The organism is Uruburuella testudinis, from assembly GCF_022870865.1.
Lineage (GTDB): Bacteria > Pseudomonadota > Gammaproteobacteria > Burkholderiales > Neisseriaceae > Neisseria > Neisseria testudinis.
This window is the reverse complement of sequence record NZ_CP091508.1, coordinates 20,905-41,955: the sequence shown is the minus strand read 5'-3', so window position 1 is coordinate 41,955 and position 21,051 is coordinate 20,905. Positions and strand designations below refer to the sequence as shown.

The window sequence follows — 21,051 nt, the reverse complement described above, 5'->3', positions numbered from 1 at the left end:
GCCTCAAGCGGCAAAAAATGTTATCATAAAGGCCGTCTGAACACCCATACCACACACAGGAAACCGCCATGCCTTTACTAGACAGCTTCAAAGTCGACCACACCCGCATGCACGCGCCGGCCGTGCGTATCGCCAAAACCATGCAAACCCCCAAGGGCGACGACATCACCGTTTACGATTTGCGTTTCTGCGTGCCCAATCAGGAAATCTTGTCTGAAAAAGGCATTCACACGCTGGAGCATTTGTTTGCCGGCTTTATGCGCGACCATCTCAACAGCGATCATGTAGAAATCATCGATATTTCGCCGATGGGCTGCCGCACCGGCTTTTACATGAGCCTCATCGGTACCCCCGAAGAAGCCCGCGTGGCCGAAGCCTGGCGCGCCTCCATGCAGGATGTGCTGGCCGTGCAGGATCAAAATAAAATTCCCGAGCTCAACGAATACCAATGCGGCACCTACCAAATGCACTCGCTTTTGGAAGCGCAAAGCATCGCCGAAAAAGTGTTGGCCGCCGATATCCGCGTCAACAAAAATGAAGATTTGACGCTGGACGAAAGCCTGTTGCAGGAATAAACCGCAGCATCAAGGCCGTCTGAACAGGTTAGATGCGTTCAGACGGCCTTGGTTATACCCTCCCAGCCTTGATAAAATGCCTTCGTTATCTTGAAATCCATCTTCTGAGCCCGCTTCCCGACTTCAACAGATGGTTTTGCCCTATCAAGATTATCTAACGAAGCCCACTCTTGCCGATTTTCCCACCAACGGATTCCCCATGAAAGCCATGATTCTGGCCGCAGGCCGCGGCGAACGGATGCGCCCGCTGACCGACACCTGTCCGAAACCCTTATTGAAAGCAGGCGGCGAGCCCCTCATCGGCTGGCACCTGCGCCGCCTCAAAGCCGCCGGTTTCGATGAAATTGTGATTAACCACGCCTGGCTGGGCGCACAAATCGAAGCCGCCCTAGGCAACGGCGCCGCCTACGGTGTCAACATCGCCTATTCGCCCGAAGGCGAAAAAGGGCTGGAAACCGCCGGCGGCATTGCCACCGCGCTGCCGCTGCTGGGGGATACGCCGTTTTTAGTGGTAAACGGTGATGTGCTGACCGATATCGACTTTCAGACGGCCTTTGCCGCTGCCGAAGCCTTGCAGCAACATCAGGCACTGGCGCATTTGTGGCTGGTAGACAACCCCGCCCACAACCCCGACGGCGATTTTGCCCTGCAAAACAACGGCGCGGTGCAGTCGCACAGCCACAGCGGCACCGCGCTGACCTTCAGCGGCATGGGCGTCTACAGCCCGGCGCTGTTTGCCGGCACACCGGCGCACATACCGGCCAAACTGGCGCCGCTGCTGCGTTCGGCCATGGATGCCGGCCGCGTTTCAGGCGAACACCACTGCGGCTTGTGGCTGGATGTCGGCACCGCCGAACGCCTGGCCGAAGCCGACAAACTGGCACAAAACTGGCATTGAAAATAGCGCCGCCCGACTGATACCCACTCGCAAAAATAAGCTAACCAGGCCGAGCCGAAAACAGTACACACGTACGGGGCTGGTTGACTTGGCGCTTCAGCGCCTTAGCGAAAGCAGTCCTCTTCGAGCTTAAGCGAGCCACCGCCGTTAGGCTATTTTTGTGAATGAGTGCCTTCCTGATGAACAGCTTCCCAATACAACAGCCCATTCACCCCAACAATTTATTGTCTGACTTAATATCACTTAAGTTTGGGATAATAAAATGCCAAAAAAACAGCCACTTTAAGAAGGCCATTGTTCAATTCCAATCAATTGACGACAGAAAGCTGAACAAAGTTAATGCATGCGCACGGCCAAGCATGACGGCGCAGCACTTTTACACAGGTCGGATAATCATCGGGCTGGCAGGTTGCCGGACATCAAATTTTATTCGGCAGCATCTGATCGGTGTCGCCGCATTTGTTTGGCGTTGCCACACTCTGCCTAGTCCCAACGGGAGGGTCAGGGTGTCATGACAATTCAGAATGACTCGGATTTTTTGTGATAAAAGCACAGATGCCAGGCAAAAAACGCAGCAAGATTGAATATCTTGCGAGGCTTTTTAACGCCGCAGATGCGTTTTCAGGGGCAAAATTCACCCGTAAATCGAATGGTCAGGACACCCTAGCGTGGGATAAAACCGTGAAGCAAGCACAGCGGGGGGCTTGCTATGATACGGGATGTTCGATATACAAAGTCGGATACGGGTATTCGACAAATGGTTCGATATGCTGTGTATCCAAATGATTTTGGCCGTCTGAAAAATGTCGGATTCAAGAATTCTATCTACAGGGTGTATCGCATGGGTGTTGCTCACGAAAGCCCTATGCGAGCAAAGGCCGTCTGAAAGAAAACGCTTTCAGACGGCCTTAATTACTTGCAGCATCATACCCATTCACAAAAGCAGGTTAGCGTGAGTTCGGAATCAGATAATCCATGAGATATAACATCCTTCACGACTTTACCCCCACCCTCACCCTCTCCCGTTGGAACGGTGAGGGAGCAGGGTAAGCGTAGCGTAGGCTCTGCCCGCGAACTTCCTGCTTGAGTTGCACCCATTCACAAAAATACCACATTATCAATCCGATACCACACCTGCCCCGGTTTATTTCCACATCCGCCCGCCACGGTCATGTTGCTGTAACCGGGGGTGCAGATAATCTCTTGCAGCATCTCTGATACCCGTGAGGGTTGTCTGTTTGAAGTATCCTGATATTGAGGGGGAGTGCGCATCATGAAATACCATCTGCCTGCGGTGCTGGCCGGCACCGATACCCGTTTGTTTTTCTGGTTTAACCGCCACAGCCGCAAGCGTTTTGTCGGCCGCGCGGGGCTGCGGATTTCGCGCTGCGGCGACGGCCATCTTTATGCGGCGGCCGGGCTGGCCTTGTGGCTGTGGGGCAATGCGCAGGGGGCAGCGTTTTTTTATACCGGCCTGCTGGCTTATGCGCTGGAGCTGCCGCTTTACCGGCTGCTGAAAAACAGCATCCGCCGCAGCCGCCCCTGTCACGGCATCTGCGATATTGACGCGCTCATCGAGCCTTCCGACAAATTCAGCTTTCCTTCCGGCCACACCGCCGCGGCCTTTGTGTTTGCGGCATTGGTGGCGGCCTTTTACCCGCTGTTCGCACCGTTTGCCTATACCATGGCGGTGCTTATCGGCCTTTCGCGCGTGATTTTAGGCGTGCATTATCCGTCTGACATTGCAGCGGGCGCTTTGTTGGGCACGCTGTGCGGCTTGGCGGCGGTATTGTTGGCTGGCGCTTGAAGCCATGCGCATTCTTTACGGCGTGCAGGCCACCGGCAACGGCCACATCACCCGCGCCCGCGCCATGCTGCCGGCTTTACGGGCACAAGGCATTCACGTGGATTTTGTGTTCAGCGGCCGCGAACGCCACCATTATTTCGATATGGAAGCATTCGGCCGCTACCGCTGCTTTCAGGGTTTTACCTACAATATGCACAAAGGGCGCGTGCGCTGGCCGCAAACGCTGGCCGATGCCCGGCCGGGGGCGTTTATCGGCGATGTATGCCGTCTGGATTTGCGCCGTTATGATTGGGTGTTGACCGATTTCGAGCCGGTGAGTGCGTGGGCGGCAAAACTGCAAGGCGTGCCCTCGGTGGGGCTGGCGCACCAATATGCGCTGCGCTACCCGCTGCCCGGCACACCGGCGCTGCCGTTGCTGCGCTGGAGCATTTCGGCGTTCGCGCCGGCACAATATTATTTGGGTGTGCATTGGCAGCCGTTTGATGCACCGGTGCTGCCGCCGCTGATTCAGGCCGGCAACACGACCCTTTCCGACGACGGCTTTATTTTGGTGTATCTGCCGTTTGAAAGCCTCACGTTTGTCTGCCGCTGGCTCAAACCTTTTACCCGCCACCGCTTCCGCATTTACGCGGCCACCCCGTATGCATTTGACGAAGCCGCCCATATTGAAGTGCGGCCTTTGTCGCGCCAAGCCTTTCCGCTTGATTTGGCGCATTGCAGCGGCATTATCTGCAACACCGGCTTCGGTTTGTGCAGCGAGGCGATGGCGGCGGGCAAAAAAATCCTCACCCGTCCGCTGCAAAACCAAATTGAACAGCAATCCAATGCAACGGTTTTACAACAAATGGGGCGCGCGACAGTGATGACTGATTTTGACGATGAGGTGTTAACGCAATGGCTGGCGCAGGCTGCCGCAACCCAAACGCTCTTTCCCGACCCCGCACCCGCCGTTGCCCAATGGCTGGCCGGCGGCTGCCGCACACCGGTGCAGCAAGTGGCCGACAGTGTTTGGCAGCATGCCGGTACAGCCGCGCAGGGGCTTGAGCCTTTTAAGGCCGTCTGAATATCCATTCATAAAAACAACCTAAGCGTATTGGCTTGCCTGTGATTGAAGAGGGCTGGTTCGCTAAGTCAAACCCACCGGCTCCGTGCGCGTGTCCCGTCTCCGCCCCGCCGCCTTTGTTCGCTTATTTTTGTGAATGGATATCGCTTAAATCAAAGGCCGTCTGAAAACACCTTGATGCTTTCAGACGGCCTTTTGAATCAAACACTTAATTTTTTCGTGTCGTAACAAACTCTGCCAAGCCGCGCAAATGCCCGGCTTTGCTGCCAAACGGCGCCAACAGCGCCACTGCATCGGCCACCAGGGTTTCGGCATAGGCACGCGCCGGCGCCAAGCCCATCAGCTTCACATAGGTGGGCTTGTCGTTGTCGGCATCTTTGCCGGCGGTTTTGCCCAGTGTGGCGGTGTCGGCTTCGCAGTCGAGCACATCGTCAATCACTTGAAACGCCAAACCGAGTTTGCGGGCGTAACCGTCGAGGCCGGCCAGCCTGTCATCGCTGATATCGGGGCAGGCCAGCGCCCCCAAGGCTACCGCGGCGCGGATCAGGGCGCCGGTTTTGAGGCTGTGCATCTGCTCCAGCTCATGCCGGCTCATCGGCAGGCCGACATGGGCCAAATCGATGGCTTGACCGCCGGCCATACCCAGGCTGCCTGAAGCCTGCGCCAAGGTTTGCAACATGCGCAGCTGGCGTGCAGCCGGCAGGCCGGTGGGGCGGCTGAGTACATCAAACGCCAAGGTTTGCAGTGCATCGCCGGCCAACAGTGCGGCGGCTTCGCCGTATTGCACGTGGCAGGTGGGTTTGCCGCGGCGCAGGCTGTCGTTGTCCATCGCGGGCATGTCGTCGTGCACCAGTGAATACACGTGTATGCATTCTACGGCCGCCATCGCCTGCGCAACGGCATCCGCATCGGCTTCGCCCAATTCGGCCGCCGCCGACACCAGCAGCGGCCGCAGGCGTTTGCCGCCGCCCAGCACGGCATAGCGCATGGCCTGATGCAGCCCGGCCGGCGTTTCGTTTTCGGGCGGCAACACGCGCGCCAAGGCCAGCTCGGCCTGCGCCTGCGCTTTTTGCTGCCAGGCGTTCACATCATTCGCTCGGGTCAAGATTCAGCTCCTTCAGTTCGCCCGCATCGAGCACTTGCAGTTTCTGCTCCACTTCGGCCAGCTTCTGTTGGCAGTATTTCACCAGCTCGTTGCCTTCCTGATAAGCGGCCAAGGCGTCTTCCAGCGGCATTTCGCTGCTTTGCATGGCCTGGGTGAGGGTTTCAAGGCGCTTGAGCGCTTCTTCAAATGATTTGGGGGCGGATTTTTTCATGTCGGCAAACCGGCTAAACAAAGGCATAATTGTACCATCATTCGGCAGGCCGAGGCCGTCTGAAATTGGCATGCCACCATACTTGGCGTACAATGGCACTTTCACGAATTCCAACAAAAAGAGCGAAAAACCATGACTATCCGTACCCGCTTCGCCCCCAGCCCCACCGGCTATCTGCACATCGGCGGCGTGCGCACCGCGCTGTTTTCTTGGGCGTTTGCCCGCAAGCACAAAGGCGCGTTTCTGCTGCGCATCGAAGACACCGATCAGGCCCGCTCCACCGCCGAATCGGTCAACATCATTCTCGACGGCATGCATTGGGTCGGCCTGCATTACGACAATGCCGATAACGTGGTTTACCAAACCCGCCAGTTTGACCGCTATAAAGAAGTGATTGCCCAACTGCTCGAGCAAGGCCATGCTTATCATTGCTATTGCAGCAAAGAAGAGCTGGAAGCCATGCGCGAAAAAGCCGAAAAAGAAGGCACGGCCACTTACGACCGCCGCTGGCGCCCCGAGCCGGGCAAAACCCTGCCGCCGGTGCCGGAAGGGGTGGAGCCGGTGGTGCGCTTCAAATCACCGCTTGAGGGCAATACCGTTTGGCACGATTTGGTCAAAGGCGAAATCGCCATTCCCAACGAAGCGCTCGATGATTTGATTATCGCCCGCGCCGACGGCACGCCGACTTATAATTTCTGCGTGGTGGTCGACGATCACGACATGGGCATCACCCACGTTATCCGCGGCGATGACCATGTTAACAACACCCCCAAGCAAATCAACATCTTGAAAGCACTCGGCACCACGCCGCCACAATACGCGCATCTGCCGATGATTCTCAACGAACAGGGCAAAAAAATCTCCAAGCGCAGCGGCGACACCGTAGCGATTACCGATTTCGACGCCATGGGCATTCTGCCCGAAGCCATGCTCAATTATCTGGCGCGCCTGGGTTGGGCGCACGGCGACGACGAATTTTTTACCATGCCGCAATTTGTGGAATGGTTTGATCTGAAAGACGTATCGCCCTCACCCAGCCGCATGGATATGAAAAAGCTGCTGTGGATCAATGCCGAACACATCAAGGCCACGCCTGACGACAAGCTGGCCGCGCTGGTGCTGCCGCGCCTGCACGTGCGCGACATCCGTGAAACCGCCAAGCCCGCATTGGAAGATGTGTTGGCGCTGGTGAAAGAGCGTGCGCAAGACCTCAATCAATTGGCCGACGAATGCATGTATTTCTACAAAAAAGGCACGCCCGCCGAAGCCGACACCGCCAAACATTGGGACGATGAAGCCGCCGCGCGCATGCTGCGTTTTGCCGAACAGCTCGAAGGGCTGGCCGACTGGAATGCCGAAGCCATTCACGATTTGTTCAAGCCTTTTTGCGAAGCCGAAGGCATCAAAATGGGCAAACTCGGCATGCCGCTGCGCCTGGCCGTGGCCGGCACCGCCAAAACCCCCAGCATCGACGCCGTATTGGCCTTGTTGGGCAAAGAAGAAGTGCTCAGCCGCATCCGCGCTTGATACATATTTAGCATGATGTGTGAGGCCGTCTGAACGCCATATGTGTTTCAGACGGCCTTTTTTATATTTTCTGATCATATATATGCAACCACCGCTTGTTTATCGATTGTTAACAATATATGCTTGATCATATTTTTACCGCCGTTTAAGGAGAGATATATGTTCAGCCAAAAAACTGTTTTAGCCCTATGCCTCAGCAGCCTGCTGATGGGCGCGCCTGCCGTTGCCGCACCGGTATTGAGCACCGATGCACCGGCGGCAGTCAACACCCGCAATACCAATGCGTGGATGGAAATCGATGTGCAGGCATTTGAAGACAATATCCGCACGCTGCAAAACGAGCTGGCCGGCAAATCACAAATCTGCGCCATTATGAAAGCCGATGCTTACGGCAACGGTATCGATTTATTGATGCCCAGTGTGATAAAAATGGGCGTGCCCTGCATCGGCATTGCCAGCAATGAAGAAGCCCGCGTCATCCGCGCCCACGGCTACCCGGGCAAGATTGTGCGGGTGCGCATGGCCACCGATGATGAAATCCGCGACGGCCTGCAATACGATATGGAAGAGCTGCTGGGCAATCCGCTGCAAGCGCAAAGAATCAGCGCCATCGCCGGTGCGGCGGGCAAAACCGTGCGCTTTCATCTGGCGCTCAATTCCGCCGGCATGAACCGCAACGGCATCGACCTCAGCGCCCGCGCCAACCGGCGTGCCGCCGTGCGCATGACCTGGCTGCCCCATTTGGCATTGGTCGGCATCATGACCCATTTTCCGGTCGAAGAGGCCGCAGATGTGCGCAAAGGGCTGGCCGCATTCAACCAAGAAAGTGCCTGGCTGATTCAAGCCGCCAAGCTCGACCGCAGCAAGCTTACCCTGCATGCGGCCAATTCGTTTACCACGCTGGCGGTGCCCGAAGCGCGGCTGGATATGGTGCGCCCGGGCGGCCTTTTATACGGCGACACCATCCCTGAGCACACCGAATACAAAAAAACGTTTGCGCTCAAAAGCAGGGTAGCCGCCATCAATGCTTATCCCAAAGGCACCACGGTGGGCTACGACCGCACCTACACGCTGACCCGTGATTCGCATTTGGCCAATCTGCCGATCGGTTATTCAGACGGCTACCGCCGCGTGTTTACCAATAAAGGCCATGTGCTGATCCGCGGCCACAAAGTGCCGGTGGTCGGCAAAACCTCGATGAACACCACCATGGTTGACGTTACCGATTACCCGGATATTGCGGCGGGCGACGAAGTAGTGTTGTTCGGCAGACAAGACAACTCGGAAATCACCCAAAGCGAAATTGAGGAGATCAACGGCGCCTTACTCGCCGACCTCTATACCGTTTGGGGCAATGCCAATCCGAAATTGGCGAAACCGGCCCCGCTTGCACCAAACGAATAGGCCGTCTGAAACCGGTAAACATGATGCCGGTGCAGCCTGCAATAGCAGCATGGCGCACCGAGGGCGTTGCTGCGCCTTGTATCACTTCTTTCTTTATTCCACTATCGCTTACTTTTGTGAATAAAGATTGATTTCATGGTAAAAATAGGCCGTCTGAATGGTTTCAGACGGCCTATTTTTACAGCAGCGGCACGCTTTAGAAGCGATAGCCTACCGTAGCCATATAGCTGTTGTTGGTGGCTTTATCACCATCTTTTTTATAGCGCACCTGCTCCCATTCCGCGCCCAATTCCACATTCGGTGTGACCGCATATTTGGCGCCCAAGCCGTAGCCCAAACCGTTGGCACCGAATTCTGTGTTGGTTGCCGAATTGTCGAAGCGGCCGTAGTGGTAGCCCACTTTGCCGTACAGCATGGCATCGGGCGCCACGCGGTAGCCTTGGATATACGATGCGGACAGGTCGTATTTTTGTTTCAGCTCATGATTGCCGTTGGTACCTACCGTGCGGCTGAGCGGTTTGTAGGCCACTTCGCCGCCGCCGATCCAGTTGTTGCCGTATTCAACATTGTAATTGCCGCGCAGGGCGATATCGGCTTTGTTTTTTTCATGCCAACGGCTGTTTTTCACATCGGTTTTGCTCACGCCGGCACCGATTTCCACGGCCGGGCCGGTAAACGTGGCAGGCAGCGGGGCAGCCGCGGCGGTGGCGCCTGCGCCCAAAACCAAAACGGTTAACAAAGCTTTTTTCATGTTGTTTGCTCCTATCGGAAATAAAAGGTCAAGCCGCACAATTGCGCCGCCTATCACGATAATCGGCGCAAGATTGCGTGCCGGGAAATACTGCCGGATGTAATCATTGCCCGCCAAAGTATCGTGCCACTCAGACTGAAGTTCAAGCAGGAGGTTGCCGCGATTACACGATTTGGCTCAGGCTTAACTTTTGTCAGCCCGGTGTCGGCAAGCGCGTTGGTGCAGGGCGGTTTTGCTTCAGACGGCCGCTCTGCCGCGTTGCCTTCCGCCGGCAATATTTTGATTGCACGCATAAAAAAATGCCGCACCCGGCGCGGCACGGCGGCTATCCTCCAGCAGACCGCACACCCTCAGGATACGGGTTTTGCACCTCTTGTCTGCCGGCAAGCCTTTACATTTTGCCCAGCACCGCCCACAGCCAAAACCGGCTTTGCAGGCAATCTTTTATAGTGGAATGAGAAAAGAAGTGAGGCCAGGCCGCAAGCCGCAGACACTACAGCTAGGGCATCCTGACCATTCAGAATGACTCAGATTTTTTGTGATAAAAGTACAGATGCCAGGTAGAAAACGCAGCAAGATTGGGCATCTTGCGAGGCTTTTTAACGCAGAAGATGTGCTTTTAGCGCAATAAAGATCATGATATATGAATGGTCAGGATACCCCAGGGTGTTCTGACCATTCAACGCAGCATTGTGCTGCCGCACGCCCCTTTGCGAACCGAAAGAACGCGCCCGCCGCCACCGCACACCGAGCAACGGTTGCCAAAAGTGTGTTCGCGAACCAGGCCGCCGGTTTCAATAACGGCACACACCGGGTCATATTCCATGGTGCAGATGCGCCGGCCGCAATGATTCTCGGCGGCAAGCGGCGCGGTTTCAAGCGGCGGCACAGCAGAGCCCGCCGCACCGCAACCGGCCAGCAGCAACGGCCACAACAGCAACTGAATCATTTTCATATTTGCTCCCGATATCAAGGTATCTTGATCCTTTCCACACCGCAACCGATACAAGCCGATAGGATAATCGGCGGCTTTCACGATATAATTATGCTTTTCAGCAAACCGGCAATCCCCAGAGACACACATGCCTCAAAAACCCATCATCATCGGCGTGGCCGGCGGCTCCGGCTCCGGCAAAACCACCATTTCACGCGCCCTTTACGAGCAATTCAGCGGCCACCCCATCACCATCATCGAGCAAGACTATTATTATAAAGACCAGGCCGAGCTGGCACCCGAAGTGCGCCGCCGCCAGAATTACGACCACCCTTGCGCGTTTGACAACGAACTGCTCTACCAGCACCTGACCCACTTGCTGCAACGCCGCGCCGTGGCACTGCCGCAATACGACTACACCCGCGATACCCGCGCCGATCACACCAAGCATCAAGAGCCGGTGGATGTGATTATTCTCGAAGGCATACTTGCGCTGTACGATGAAAAAATCCGCAGCCTGATGGACATCAAAATCTTTGTCGACACCGATGCCGACCTGCGCTTTATCCGCCGCATGCAGCGCGACTATCATGAGCGCGGCCGCTCTATCGAATCGGTGGTGGCGCAATACACCGCCCAAGTGCGCCCCATGCACAACCAGTTTGTGGAGCCCACCAAACGCCATGCCCACATCATCATCCCCAGCGATGAGCAAAACAGCGTGGCGGTGGATATTTTGATGGCCAAAATCGCCGCCATTTTGCAACAGCGCCTGGCCGACAGCTGAATCAGACCCATTCACCCAAACAGCCTTGCCCCGCCTAAGGTGTCCTGACAATCCAGAATTAGTCAGATTTTTTGCGCGAAAAGCACATCTGCTGCATTTTCTGGCGTGAAAAGCGCCTATAAATCAAATGGTCAGGACAGCCTCCGCTCTTTTGTGAATGGGCATGGCGGGTGATGCAGGCTGTGCCGTGCCCTCTCCGAGGCCGTCTGAAGCCTGAAAGGCAGTATCGGGTGGCTTTCCCAATCGCTTCATGCGTATTCAGGCCGGTTTGTCGGCTTCTTCCTGCGCCAATTCATCTGCATACTGCTGCGCCGCCACTTCGTCAAACGGCCGCATCACCCCCTCATTGTTGCGCGGGTCGAGATCAGCCATCAGCGGCCCGGTGTCGCCCGACATCGCCACATGCACGCTGCGTTTGGCTTCAGGCACCACTTGCTGGCGCCACGCCACCCAGGCCAGCAAAGCCGCACCCACGGCGAAAAAAGTATAAAACCCATACCGCTGCGCCTGCTGCATCACCGCCCCCAACAACAGCGGCGCCAGCAGCGAACCCATGCCATAGCTGAACAACAGGCTGCGGCTCACTTCTACCGTGTTCATTTCATTGGGCAGCTGGTCGTTGGCGCGCGCCACGCTGAGCGCATAAAGCGTAAACAGCCCGACCCCGAAAAAGCCCGACACCCCATATTGCGCCCACACCCCGCCCACATCCAGCAGCATCAGCACCAAACCGGCCACCGCGCCCACCGCCGCAATCACAGCACAAGCCAAAATCGCATTACGCCGCCCATAGCGGTCGGAAAAACGCGCCACCGGCAGCTGCACCGCAAAGCCGGTGATCATGGCCACCATCAAATAAAACGAAATCTGGCGCACACCGAAACCCTGTTGCAGCAAAAACACCGATGCCATGGTAAAAAAACCGTTCATCAGCAAACCGCCCACAAAGCTGCCCACCAGCGCCAGCGGTGCAATCGCCATCAGGCGCGGAATACTGATGCGTTGGCGCGGCGGCAATTGCGGCGCACTCATGCGCGTGAGCGCCACCGGCAGCATCGCCGCCATCACCAAAATCGCCGCCAGGGTAAAAATATCATTGCTCGAAGGCTTCAGGCTCAGCAACGCGATGCCGACGGTAAAAGCCACATAGTAAACCACGTTGTAAAACGCCAACACCCGCGCCCGCTCGCCCGCCGCACTGCGCTCGGCAAACCAGCTTTCCACAATCATCAACAGGCTGTAATAGCAAAAACCCAACCCCACCCGCAACACGCCCCAAGCCCACAGCTTATCCGTCATCATGTGCCCCAGCGCCGCCATCGCAAACACCGCGCCGAACACGCTGAAAGCACGGATATGCCCCACGCCCGACACCACCCGGTGCGCCGCCACCGCGCTCAAAGCCGCGCCCACAAAAAACGCCGCATTCAGCGCCCCGATGGCGGTGCTGTTCACCCCCATTTGCGCCAGCTTGACCCCGGCCGAATTCAAAAACAGGCCGAATCCGGCAAACAGAAAAAACACCGAGCAAAAAAGCGCATAAAACTTATTCGACAAAGTTTTCATCACCCACCACCATCGGAAAAACCAAGAAAACGCAACGCCCGCAGCATCCTCAAGCGCCGCCGTGCCTGCCACAAAACCCAAGCGTGACAGATAGCCGCCTGACTGTAAAGAAGCAAATCAAACAAATCCCTTTCATAAAAACCACCCCATCGCGCCCCGCCCCGCCGTGCAATAGCCGCGCAACCGAATCACCATACAAAGCGGCAAAACAACAAAATAGGGGAATGAAGAAAGAAGTGATAAAAAACGCAGGCAGTACAGCCGGAACAACAAGGTGCAGCCATGCCGCAGCACTTTTTTATTCATTTCACATTTCACTATAAGATGATTTAATTGCCCCGCTATATTTAACGTGAGTTCGGAATAAGAAAATTCATGAGATATCAATCCTTCACGATTCCCCCTAACGGGGGAACAGAATGCTGCAACGCCAAACAAATGCAGCAACACTAACCGGCTTTCAGACGGCCTGACAAAACACACAGGCCGTCTGAAAGCGGCTTTTGTTTGCATGAAACAATTAGCGTGGGCGCATCAAAGACACACATCAAGGATACGTATCAAGCAGACAGATGAGGCCGTCTGAAACATCAAATACCTCATAGATTATCTTATCCCGAGCACACGGTATGGATACAGTTTTCGCCCCACTGCCTTGCCAAGCTTACTTTGATAAATGAGTATGACAAAACTGTTTTCAGACGGCCTGTCACCCCCGCAGGCCGTCTGAAAACCACACCGGCCTGCACCGGCAATGCTATGATTACCCCATGAAACGATTCTTCCGCCTTCTCAGTGCCGCCCTGATGCTGGCCGCCTTACCCGCTTGCAGCGCCCTGCCCGCCGGCCTGCACGCCGAGCGCGAACACTATCCGCTAGGGTGTCCGGACAATTTGTTTATGAGGAGATTTTTGCCCCTGAAAATGCAGATGCCGGGCAAAAAACGCAGCAAGATTGGACATCTTGCGAGGCTTTTTAACGCAGCAGGTGCGTTTTCAGGGGCAAAAAGCACCCGTAAATCGAATTGTCCGGACACCCTAGGCCGCAGCAGCGTACACATCGTCCGCTATTGCACCGATACGCCCGAACCCGGCATCTTGTTTTACCACCCCCACGAAAACGAAACCACTGCTAAAAAAACTACCGCCGCCGCGCTGGCCGAACGCGGCAAAGGCTGCCTGCTGGCGCTGGAACACCGCGCCAGCCGCCGCATCGTTATCGAAAGCGCCAACAGCCGCGCCGATTTCGACCCCAACCGCATCTACACCGAAGCCGGCCGCCGCGCCACCCTAGCCCGCAGCCGTGCCGGCACAGATGCCGAAAACACCACTGCCGCCTTTGCCCGATACCTGCTCACACACCATCTCAATCCGCAGCGCATCATCATCGCCGTGCACAACAACAGCAACGGCGGCACCGATATCCGCAGCTACTTAAGCGGCATGCTCGGCCACGGCAGCGCCGAAGTCTACATCAACCCCGCGCGCGACCCCGACGACTATTTTTTCACCACCGACCGCCGCGCCTTTAGCTTTTTCAAAGCCCGCGGCTTCAACATCGTGCGCCAAAACAGCCTGACCGTGCACGACGACGGCTCATTATCGGTATACGCCGCCCGCCACGGCATCGGCTACATCAACGTTGAAGCCGAACACGGCCACCGCGCGGCGCAAACAGAAATGCTGTACGCCGTATTTGAATATTTGGCCGAACCCTGATTTAATAGCCCGTTCGGAGCCGGCCGGGCAACACCGCCGGGCAGCTGTTCCGAATCCGCCTTACCTACATTCCCCAAGGCCGCCGCATCTCACGGCCGCTGTTGATAAAAAGATGCCGGCAAAACCGGCCGCGCCACTGCAAAGGAGCCGCCATGCGCATAGAAAACCGGATGTACCGCAGCCTCAACCGTTTAAACAAACTGCCCGCCTCATGGCGCGGTGTCGTGCAAACCCGCCTGATGGGGCGTTTTGTGCCGTTTTTGGGCACCGCCGGCCTGCATTTCGACACCATCCGCCGCGAAACCGTGCGCGTGAGCCTGCGCAACCGCCGCCCGGTGCAAAACCACATCAAAGGCATACACGCCTGCGCCATGGCCTTGCTGGCCGAAACCGCCACCGGCTTTGCCGTGCAGATGAACACCCCCGACGACAAGCTGATTCTGCTCAAATCGATGAATATCCAATATGTGAAACGCAGCGAAGGCAATATGTATGCCGTGGCGCACGTCAGCGATGAAATGGCCGCCCTGCTGCAAACCGAAGAGCGCGGCAACTTCACCGTGCCTTGCGAAGTGGGCGACGAGAGCGGCGAACCGCCCGTGATGGTGGAAATGGTGTGGGCGTGGGTGTTGAAGAAAAAAGACTGAGCGTGAACAACGCCCATTTCAAATCAGCAACCTAGGGTGTCCTGGGGGTGCTGTCTTCGCCTCGCCGCCTGGTTCGCTTACTTTTATGAACGGGCATTGCTTTTGAATAAACAGCTTTAAAAAATACCCTAAAAGCAGTATTTGCCATCACAGCATTTGCTTATACAGCAAGCTTAAAAAAGGCCGTCTGAAACCCAAAACAGTTTCAGACGGCCTTTGATTGTTGCCTGGTAATGCGGTTTACTCTACCGTGACCGATTTGGCCAGATTGCGCGGTTTGTCGACATCGGTGCCGCGTGCCAGCGCAGCATGGTAAGACAACAGCTGCACGGGAATGGTGTGCACGATGGGCGACAATACGCCGGCGTGGCGCGGGGTGCGGATAACGTGTACGCCTTCGCTTTCGTTGAAGTTGCTGTCCAGATCGGTAAACACAAACAGCTCGCCGCCGCGTGCGCCCACTTCCTGCATATTGGCTTTCACTTTATCGAGCAGCACATCATTAGGCGCAATCACCACCACCGGCATGTTTTCATCCACCAGCGCCAAGGGGCCGTGTTTCAGCTCGCCGGCGGGGTAGGCTTCGGCATGAATGTAGGTGATTTCTTTCAGCTTCAGCGCACCTTCGAGGGCGATGGGGTAATGGATGCCGCGGCCGAGAAACAGGGCGCTGGTTTTTTTGGCGAACTTTTGCGCCCAAGCGGCGATTTGCGGCTCCAGGTTCAACACGTGCTGGATGCTGCCCGGCAGCTGGCGCAGCTCTTCGGTGTAGGCTTGTGCCTGCTCATCGCTGACGTGGCCGCGCAGTTTGCCCAAAGTGACCGCCAAGCCGAACAGCACCACCAGTTGGGTGGTAAAGGCTTTGGTGGAAGCCACGCCGATTTCGGCACCGGCGCGGGTGTAGAGCACCAATTCGCTCTCGCGCGGCAGCGCCGATTCCATCACGTTGCAGATGGAAAGGCTGTGGGTTTGACCGAGCGATTGGGCGTATTTCAGCGCTTCCATGGTGTCGAGCGTTTCGCCGGATTGGGAAATGGTAATCACCAGCTGCTTGGGGTCGGCAATCACATCGCGGTAGCGGTATTCGCTGGCGATTTCCACATCGGCGGGGATTTTGGCAATACTTTCAAGCCAGTATTTGCTGGTGAGGGCAGAATAATACGAGGTGCCGCAGGCAAGGATTTTGATGCTGTCGATGCTTCCGAATACTTCGCGGGCATTTTTGCCGAAGTTTTCGGGATTGAAGCCGCCGTCGAGAAACACTTCGGCAGTGTCGGCAATGGCTTTGGGCTGCTCGTGGATTTCTTTTTGCATAAAGTGGCTGTAGGGGCCGAGCTCAAGCGAAGCCAGTGATAACTCGGATACTTTGACTTTGCGTTCGGCGGGCAGGCCGTCTTTGCCGATCAGCTTTTGAATGCCGCCGGCGGTGAGCAGGGCGATGTCGCCGTCTTCCAGATAAGAGATTTTGCGGGTAAAGGCAATCACGGCGGAGACGTCGGAAGCGATAAAGGTTTCCTGCTCGCCGAATGCCACCAGCAGCGGGCAGCCCATGCGCGCCACTACCATTTCCTGATGGTTGTCGTCGGCCATCACGCCGATGGCGTAGGCGCCGTGAAAACGGGCGCAGGCGGCTTGTACGGCGGCAAAGAGGTTATGGCCGTTGTGCATGTATTCGTGTTTGACGCTGTGGGCGATGACTTCGGTGTCGGTTTGCGATTCAAACACATAGCCCAAATCTTGCAGGCGCGCGCGCTCTGCTTCGAAGTTTTCGATGATGCCGTTGTGCACCACGGCAATCAGGCCGCCTGAAATATGCGGGTGTGCATTGGGCTCGGTAACGCCGCCGTGGGTGGCCCAGCGGGTGTGGCCGATGCCGATGTGGCCGTGTACGCCTTTTTCGCGGGCGGCGTTTTCCATCAGCTGCACGCGGCCGACACGGCGCACGCGGGTGATTTTGCTGCCGGTTTGTACGGCAATACCTGATGAATCATAGCCCCGGTATTCCAAGCGTTTGAGGCCGTCTGTTAAAAAATCCACAACATTGTGGTTGGCGCGGATGGCGCCGACGATACCGCACATAAAAGTTCCTTAGTATCAAAGTTTTATCAAAATGCTTGTTTGCCGACTCTCGGTCAAACAGGCGGGAAAGGTTTCAGACGGCCTCAGGATATATATATAGAGGCCGTCTGAAAAGCCGATTATTTTTTCGCCGGCTTTTCAGGGCGCACCCAGTCTTCGATAATGGTTTGGCGGGCGCGGGCGAGGGCAAGTTTGTTTTCGGGGCAGGTTTTGGTAATGGCGCTGCCGGCGCCGGTGGTGGCGCGGTTGCCGACGGTAACGGGAGCGACCAATACGGTGTTGGAGCCGATGCGCACTTCGTCGCCGATAATGGTTTGGTATTTATTCACGCCATCGTAGTTGGCGGTGATGGTGCCGGCACCGATGTTGGTTTTGCTGCCGATTTGGGCATCGCCCAGATAGGTGAGATGGTTGGCTTTGCTGCCTTGGCCGATGGTGGTGTTTTTTACTTCGACAAAGTTGCCGATGTGCACGTCATCCGCCAGTTTGGCATTCGGGCGCAGGCGGGCGTAGGGGCCGATATGGGCGCGGGCACCGATTTCGCAGTCTTCCAAATGCGAAAAGGCTTCGATGCGGGTGCCGGCGCCGATTTTGGCGTTACGGATGACGCAGTGGGCGCCGATTTCGACATCATCGCCCAGCTCGACATCGCCCTCTATCACCACGTTGACATCAATCACCACATCTTGGCCGTGTTTCAGACGGCCTCTCAAATCAAAACGGGCGGGGTCGCGCAGGGTTACGCCGGCTTTGAGCAGCGCATCGGCCTGTTCGCTTTGGAAAATACGCTCCAGCTCGGCCAGTTGCACTTTATTGTTGACGCCGGCGGCCAGATGAGAGGCGCGCACCTGCACGGGATGAACTTTGATGCCGTCTGAATTGGCCAATGCGATGAGGTCGGTGAGGTAGTATTCGCCTTGGGCGTTGTTGCTTTGCAGGGCGTTGAGCCAGCCGGCGAGTTTGGCGTTGGGCAGCACCAAAATGCCGGTGTTGGTTTCTTGCACGGCTTTTTGGGCGGCATCGGCGTCTTTTTCTTCCACAATCGCTACCACGTTGCCGTTTTCGCGGATAATGCGGCCGTAGCCGGCGGGGTTGTCGAGCACATCGGTAAGCAGGCCGACTTCATCGCCGGCGGCTTCGAGCAGGGCTTGCAGGGTGGCGGTGTCGATCAGCGGTACATCGCCGTAGAGCACCAGCGTGCGGCCTTCAGACGGCAGTTGCGGCAGTGCGGTTTTGACGGCGTGGCCGGTGCCGAGCTGCTCGGTTTGCTCTACCCACACCACATCGCGCTGCACGCGCTCCAGCACTTGGTCTTTGCCGTGACCGATGACCACGATGGTGTGTTGCGGGTTGAGGCTTTGTGCGGTATCGATCACGCGCGCCACCATGGTTTCGCCGCCGATTTCGTGCAGCACTTTGGGCAGCTTGGAATACATGCGCGTGCCTTTGCCGGCCGCGAGAATAACGATATGCAGGGGATTTTGGCTCATGATGTCATCTTCAAATCAATTCGGGAATCTGTCGGCTAGGGTGTCCGGACAATTTGTTTATAAACGAATTGTCAGAATACCTTAGGTTATGTGCTTGAAGGCCGTCTGAAAGGCATAACGCTTTTCAGACGGCCTTAGCGGCTCTGTTTATTCGCCGCTGCCGGGCGTTTGCCAGTTGGTGCCGCGCACATCGGCAGGCTCGCCCACACCGGGTTTGACAGCATGTTGTTCGGGGCGGAATTGGTTGTTGCGCATATTGTGTGAATAGGTGCCGTCTTCATAATACACGCGGGTGCCCGGTTCGTATTTCTGGCGCAGCGACGTGCGGCCTTCGGCGTTTTGGTAGGTTTCCCAAGAGCAGCCGGCCACCACAAAGGCGGCAATCAGCAAGGTAATGTAGCGCATGGCAGTTCCTTAAATTTTAAGTCGGTTTTCAGCACGATACCGGTGATTGTAATCAAATCGTTTGCTGATTCATAGTGGCGGCGGCCATTCTCATTTATCATTATGCTGTCGGCGGTTTCACACCCATTCGCAAAAATAACCTCACGGCGTTGCCCCGCCGCCTTGTTGGCTTACCTTTGCGAATGGGTATTTAGGCGGTTTGGCCGGCGCCCCATTCGGCCAGCGCTACCATATCGGCAGCGGCAAAATCGACAAACGGCAGGTTGTGCGCGGCCTGACCATACCACACGGTGCGCATGCCCAAGGCTTTGGCGGTGTGCAGATTATCGGCGCTGTCGTCTATCATAATGCAATCTTCGGGGCGCGCATCCAGCTGCCGACAAACGGTTAAATAGGCTTTTTCGGCGGGTTTGTAGTAGAGGCCGAAATCATCGGTGCCGAATTGGGCATCAAAACAGCCGGCCAGCGCTAAGGCGCCGACCAATGCGCGCACGTAAAACGACGGGCCGTTGGAAAATACGGCTTTTCGACCTTTCAGGCGGCCTAAAGTTTCCGCCGTGTGCGCCATCGGCACCAGCGCGTTTAAAATTTCGGGCAGCGGATGGCTTTGCTGTAAAAAATCCTGCACGCTGATTTCAGGATGGTGCTTTTGCAAACCGGCCAGCGTGGCGCCGTAGCGGTGCCAGTAATCCTGCCGCAATGTGGAAGCGGCTTCATGGCCGAGCCCCAATTCGCGGGCGAGAAAGGCGGTCATGTGGCGGTTGATCAGATAAAAAATGCCGGCATCGGCGTGATGCAGGGTGTTGTCGAGGTCGAAAAGCCAAACGGGGGCGCTCATCAGGGTATCGGTTTCTTTTACTGGGTCGGCTTGGTATGATAACGTAACCGTGTTTCCAAGAGGGGAATCTTTGCCAATGAATATCAAAATTTTATCCGGCCTTGCCGCCTGCCTGCTGAGCCTGTCTGCCGCGGCGCAAACCGAAGTGCGGCTGGCGGTGCACAAATCGTTCAGCCTGCCCAAAGCCGTGATGGCGCAATTCGAGCGCGAACATGATGCCAAAGTGTCGGTTATCGAAGCGGGCAGCGCCAATGAAATGCTCAACAAGCTGATTTTAAGCCGCGCCCGCCCGATTGCCGATGCGGTATACGGCCTCGACAACGCCAATATCGGCCGGGCCGCCCAAAGCGGTATTTTGGCGGTACGCCAACCGCGCACGGTGCCGACAAGCGCCAGCCTGCCCGGCACGCTGGCGGTGGATTATGCTTATGTGGCGCTTAATTACGATAAAAAATGGTTTGCAGACAAAGGCTTGCCGCTGCCGAAAACGCTGGAAGATTTAACCAAACCGGCTTATAAAAACCTGCTGGTGGTGCCCAATCCGGCCACATCCAGCCCGGGGCTGGGCTTTTTGCTGGCCAACATCGGCGGCATGGGTGAAAGCGCGGCATTCCGCTGGTGGGGGCAAATGCGTCAAAACGGGGTGAAAGTGGCGAAAAGCTGGAGCGATGCGTATTACACCGATTTCACCCAAAACGGCGGCGCGTATCCGCTGGTGGTCAGCTATGCCACCAGCCCCGCGGCCGAAGTGCATTTCGGCAAGGGCAAATACACCGTGCCGCCCACCGGCAACCTGTTTTTGAAAGGCGGCGTATTCCGCCAGGTAGAAGGCGCGGCGGTGCTGCAAGGGGCAAAAGAGCCTGAGCTGGCGCTGAAGCTGGTGCGCTATCTGCAAAGTGCTGAGGTGCAAAAAGCGCTGCCGGCCGAAATGTGGGTGTATCCTGCCGTGCGCAATACACCGCTGCCCGAAGTGTTTCAATTTGCCGAAGCGCCCAAGCAGCACTACAGCCCCGGCAACAGCCAGATTACGATGAAACAGCGCCAATGGGTGAGCCGCTGGACACGCACGGTATTGCGCTGAAACGCCGCTAGGGTGCCATGATAATTCGTTTATGAGGGGGTTTTTGTTTCTGGAAATGCAGATGCCAGGCAAAAAATGCAGCAGATGCGCTTTCAGGGGCAAAATACACCCGTCAATCGAATGTTCAGAATACCCCAGAGTGCTTTGACCAGTCACAATAGAGGC

General features: G+C 56.5%; 19 protein-coding genes and 1 pseudogene. 10 read left to right on the top strand and 10 right to left on the bottom strand.

Annotated features, from left to right (window positions below; genetic code table 11):
• Positions 1–68 precede the first annotated feature (68 nt).
• From luxS to LVJ83_RS00185, 4 genes are all read left to right on the top strand, one after another.
• On the top strand, positions 69–575 hold the full coding sequence (gene luxS, locus LVJ83_RS00200) for an S-ribosylhomocysteine lyase (protein WP_244785200.1): 507 nt from the start codon (positions 69–71) through the stop codon (positions 573–575).
• Positions 576–774: 199 nt separating this feature from the next.
• Positions 775–1,473 (top strand): N-acetylmuramate alpha-1-phosphate uridylyltransferase MurU, encoded by a 699-nt coding sequence (gene murU, locus LVJ83_RS00195; RefSeq protein WP_244785199.1) that lies wholly within the window; start codon positions 775–777, stop codon positions 1,471–1,473.
• A gap of 1,273 nt (positions 1,474–2,746) precedes the next feature.
• Positions 2,747–3,280, top strand: a complete 534-nt coding sequence (locus LVJ83_RS00190; RefSeq protein WP_244785198.1) for a phosphatase PAP2 family protein — start codon at positions 2,747–2,749, stop codon at positions 3,278–3,280.
• 4 nt (positions 3,281–3,284) lie between these two features.
• Positions 3,285–4,343, top strand: coding sequence for a glycosyltransferase family protein (locus LVJ83_RS00185; RefSeq protein WP_244785197.1), 1,059 nt, complete (start codon positions 3,285–3,287; stop codon positions 4,341–4,343).
• 208 nt (positions 4,344–4,551) lie between these two features.
• Here LVJ83_RS00185 and LVJ83_RS00180 read toward each other — a convergent pair whose 3' ends face one another.
• Together LVJ83_RS00180 and LVJ83_RS00175 are read right to left on the bottom strand one after the other, a co-directional pair.
• Entirely contained in the window at positions 4,552–5,448 is an 897-nt protein-coding gene (locus LVJ83_RS00180) for a polyprenyl synthetase family protein (RefSeq protein WP_244785196.1), read from the bottom strand.
• On the bottom strand, positions 5,432–5,659 hold the full coding sequence (locus LVJ83_RS00175; protein ID WP_244787802.1) for an exodeoxyribonuclease VII small subunit: 228 nt from the start codon (positions 5,657–5,659) through the stop codon (positions 5,432–5,434). Before LVJ83_RS00175 ends, LVJ83_RS00180 begins: the two co-directional genes overlap by 17 nt.
• A 132-nt stretch (positions 5,660–5,791) precedes the next feature.
• Here LVJ83_RS00175 and gltX point away from each other — a divergent pair, with 132 nt between their 5' ends.
• Together gltX and alr are read left to right on the top strand one after the other, a co-directional pair.
• Positions 5,792–7,186 (top strand): glutamate--tRNA ligase, encoded by a 1,395-nt coding sequence (gltX, locus tag LVJ83_RS00170; RefSeq protein ID WP_244785195.1) that lies wholly within the window; start codon positions 5,792–5,794, stop codon positions 7,184–7,186.
• Positions 7,187–7,345: 159 nt separating this feature from the next.
• Positions 7,346–8,590: an alanine racemase gene (gene alr, locus LVJ83_RS00165; protein WP_244785194.1), complete on the top strand. Its 1,245-nt coding sequence runs from the start codon at positions 7,346–7,348 to the stop codon at positions 8,588–8,590.
• 196 nt (positions 8,591–8,786) lie between these two features.
• Here the strand turns inward: alr and LVJ83_RS00160 are convergent, their stop codons facing one another.
• Together LVJ83_RS00160 and LVJ83_RS00155 are read right to left on the bottom strand one after the other, a co-directional pair.
• The gene (locus LVJ83_RS00160; protein WP_244785193.1) at positions 8,787–9,341 is read right to left on the bottom strand and encodes a porin family protein; all 555 of its coding nucleotides are present in this window, start codon (positions 9,339–9,341) and stop codon (positions 8,787–8,789) included.
• Between the two features lie 679 nt (positions 9,342–10,020).
• Positions 10,021–10,296 carry a hypothetical protein gene (locus tag LVJ83_RS00155; RefSeq protein WP_244785192.1) on the bottom strand — a complete coding sequence of 92 codons (276 nt, stop codon included), beginning with the start codon at positions 10,294–10,296 and terminating at the stop codon, positions 10,021–10,023.
• Between the two features lie 124 nt (positions 10,297–10,420).
• Between LVJ83_RS00155 and udk the strand changes: the two are divergent.
• Positions 10,421–11,062, top strand: a pseudogene (udk, locus tag LVJ83_RS00150) (uridine kinase); the annotation flags it as partial.
• A 258-nt stretch (positions 11,063–11,320) separates the two neighbouring features.
• Here the strand turns inward: udk and LVJ83_RS00145 are convergent.
• Together LVJ83_RS00145 and LVJ83_RS00140 are read right to left on the bottom strand one after the other, a co-directional pair.
• Positions 11,321–12,628 (bottom strand): MFS transporter, encoded by a 1,308-nt coding sequence (locus tag LVJ83_RS00145; RefSeq protein ID WP_244785190.1) that lies wholly within the window; start codon positions 12,626–12,628, stop codon positions 11,321–11,323.
• 132 nt (positions 12,629–12,760) lie between these two features.
• Entirely contained in the window at positions 12,761–12,934 is a 174-nt protein-coding gene (locus tag LVJ83_RS00140; protein WP_244785189.1) for a hypothetical protein, read from the bottom strand.
• Positions 12,935–13,398: 464 nt separating this feature from the next.
• On the opposite strand from LVJ83_RS00140, the gene LVJ83_RS00135 reads away from it, so the two are divergent.
• Together LVJ83_RS00135 and LVJ83_RS00130 are read left to right on the top strand one after the other, a co-directional pair.
• The gene (locus tag LVJ83_RS00135) at positions 13,399–14,346 is read left to right on the top strand and encodes a hypothetical protein (RefSeq protein WP_244785188.1); all 948 of its coding nucleotides are present in this window, start codon (positions 13,399–13,401) and stop codon (positions 14,344–14,346) included.
• Between the two features lie 152 nt (positions 14,347–14,498).
• The gene (locus LVJ83_RS00130) at positions 14,499–14,993 is read left to right on the top strand and encodes a DUF4442 domain-containing protein (protein WP_244785187.1); all 495 of its coding nucleotides are present in this window, start codon (positions 14,499–14,501) and stop codon (positions 14,991–14,993) included.
• Positions 14,994–15,233: 240 nt separating this feature from the next.
• Here the strand turns inward: LVJ83_RS00130 and glmS are convergent, their stop codons facing one another.
• The 4 genes from glmS to LVJ83_RS00110 form a co-directional block, all read right to left on the bottom strand.
• Positions 15,234–17,072 carry a glutamine--fructose-6-phosphate transaminase (isomerizing) gene (gene glmS, locus LVJ83_RS00125; protein ID WP_244785186.1) on the bottom strand — a complete coding sequence of 613 codons (1,839 nt, stop codon included), beginning with the start codon at positions 17,070–17,072 and terminating at the stop codon, positions 15,234–15,236.
• Positions 17,073–17,191: 119 nt separating this feature from the next.
• A complete protein-coding gene (gene glmU, locus LVJ83_RS00120; protein ID WP_244785185.1) occupies positions 17,192–18,562 on the bottom strand; it encodes a bifunctional UDP-N-acetylglucosamine diphosphorylase/glucosamine-1-phosphate N-acetyltransferase GlmU in 1,371 nt (456 codons plus the stop codon).
• Between the two features lie 147 nt (positions 18,563–18,709).
• Positions 18,710–18,967: a spore cortex protein gene (locus tag LVJ83_RS00115; protein ID WP_244785184.1), complete on the bottom strand. Its 258-nt coding sequence runs from the start codon at positions 18,965–18,967 to the stop codon at positions 18,710–18,712.
• Between the two features lie 190 nt (positions 18,968–19,157).
• On the bottom strand, positions 19,158–19,805 hold the full coding sequence (locus tag LVJ83_RS00110) for a pyrimidine 5'-nucleotidase (protein ID WP_425316010.1): 648 nt from the start codon (positions 19,803–19,805) through the stop codon (positions 19,158–19,160).
• A 76-nt stretch (positions 19,806–19,881) separates the two neighbouring features.
• Here LVJ83_RS00110 and LVJ83_RS00105 point away from each other — a divergent pair, with 76 nt between their 5' ends.
• Complete coding sequence (locus tag LVJ83_RS00105; protein WP_244785183.1) at positions 19,882–20,886, top strand: thiamine ABC transporter substrate-binding protein; 1,005 nt, start codon at positions 19,882–19,884, stop codon at positions 20,884–20,886.
• Positions 20,887–21,051: the final 165 nt, after the last annotated feature.

Bases quoted from the DNA above. Each gene is read 5' to 3' on its own strand.
- glmS (WP_244785186.1), bottom strand. From the start codon at position 17,072: ATGTGCGGTATCGTCGGCGCCATCCGCGCCAACCACAATGTTGTGGAT.
- LVJ83_RS00105 (WP_244785183.1), top strand. From the start codon at position 19,882: ATGAATATCAAAATTTTATCCGGCCTTGCCGCCTGCCTGCTGAGCCTG.
- gltX (WP_244785195.1), top strand. From the start codon at position 5,792: ATGACTATCCGTACCCGCTTCGCCCCCAGCCCCACCGGCTATCTGCAC.
- LVJ83_RS00135 (WP_244785188.1), top strand. From the start codon at position 13,399: ATGAAACGATTCTTCCGCCTTCTCAGTGCCGCCCTGATGCTGGCCGCC.
- luxS (WP_244785200.1), top strand. From the start codon at position 69: ATGCCTTTACTAGACAGCTTCAAAGTCGACCACACCCGCATGCACGCG.
- LVJ83_RS00155 (WP_244785192.1), bottom strand. From the start codon at position 10,296: ATGAAAATGATTCAGTTGCTGTTGTGGCCGTTGCTGCTGGCCGGTTGC.
- LVJ83_RS00160 (WP_244785193.1), bottom strand. From the start codon at position 9,341: ATGAAAAAAGCTTTGTTAACCGTTTTGGTTTTGGGCGCAGGCGCCACC.
- alr (WP_244785194.1), top strand. From the start codon at position 7,346: ATGTTCAGCCAAAAAACTGTTTTAGCCCTATGCCTCAGCAGCCTGCTG.
- LVJ83_RS00190 (WP_244785198.1), top strand. From the start codon at position 2,747: ATGAAATACCATCTGCCTGCGGTGCTGGCCGGCACCGATACCCGTTTG.
- LVJ83_RS00145 (WP_244785190.1), bottom strand. From the start codon at position 12,628: ATGAAAACTTTGTCGAATAAGTTTTATGCGCTTTTTTGCTCGGTGTTT.
- murU (WP_244785199.1), top strand. From the start codon at position 775: ATGAAAGCCATGATTCTGGCCGCAGGCCGCGGCGAACGGATGCGCCCG.
- LVJ83_RS00175 (WP_244787802.1), bottom strand. From the start codon at position 5,659: ATGAAAAAATCCGCCCCCAAATCATTTGAAGAAGCGCTCAAGCGCCTT.
- LVJ83_RS00140 (WP_244785189.1), bottom strand. From the start codon at position 12,934: ATGAATAAAAAAGTGCTGCGGCATGGCTGCACCTTGTTGTTCCGGCTG.
- LVJ83_RS00115 (WP_244785184.1), bottom strand. From the start codon at position 18,967: ATGCGCTACATTACCTTGCTGATTGCCGCCTTTGTGGTGGCCGGCTGC.
- glmU (WP_244785185.1), bottom strand. From the start codon at position 18,562: ATGAGCCAAAATCCCCTGCATATCGTTATTCTCGCGGCCGGCAAAGGC.
- LVJ83_RS00110 (WP_425316010.1), bottom strand. From the start codon at position 19,805: ATGAGCGCCCCCGTTTGGCTTTTCGACCTCGACAACACCCTGCATCAC.
- LVJ83_RS00130 (WP_244785187.1), top strand. From the start codon at position 14,499: ATGCGCATAGAAAACCGGATGTACCGCAGCCTCAACCGTTTAAACAAA.
- LVJ83_RS00185 (WP_244785197.1), top strand. From the start codon at position 3,285: ATGCGCATTCTTTACGGCGTGCAGGCCACCGGCAACGGCCACATCACC.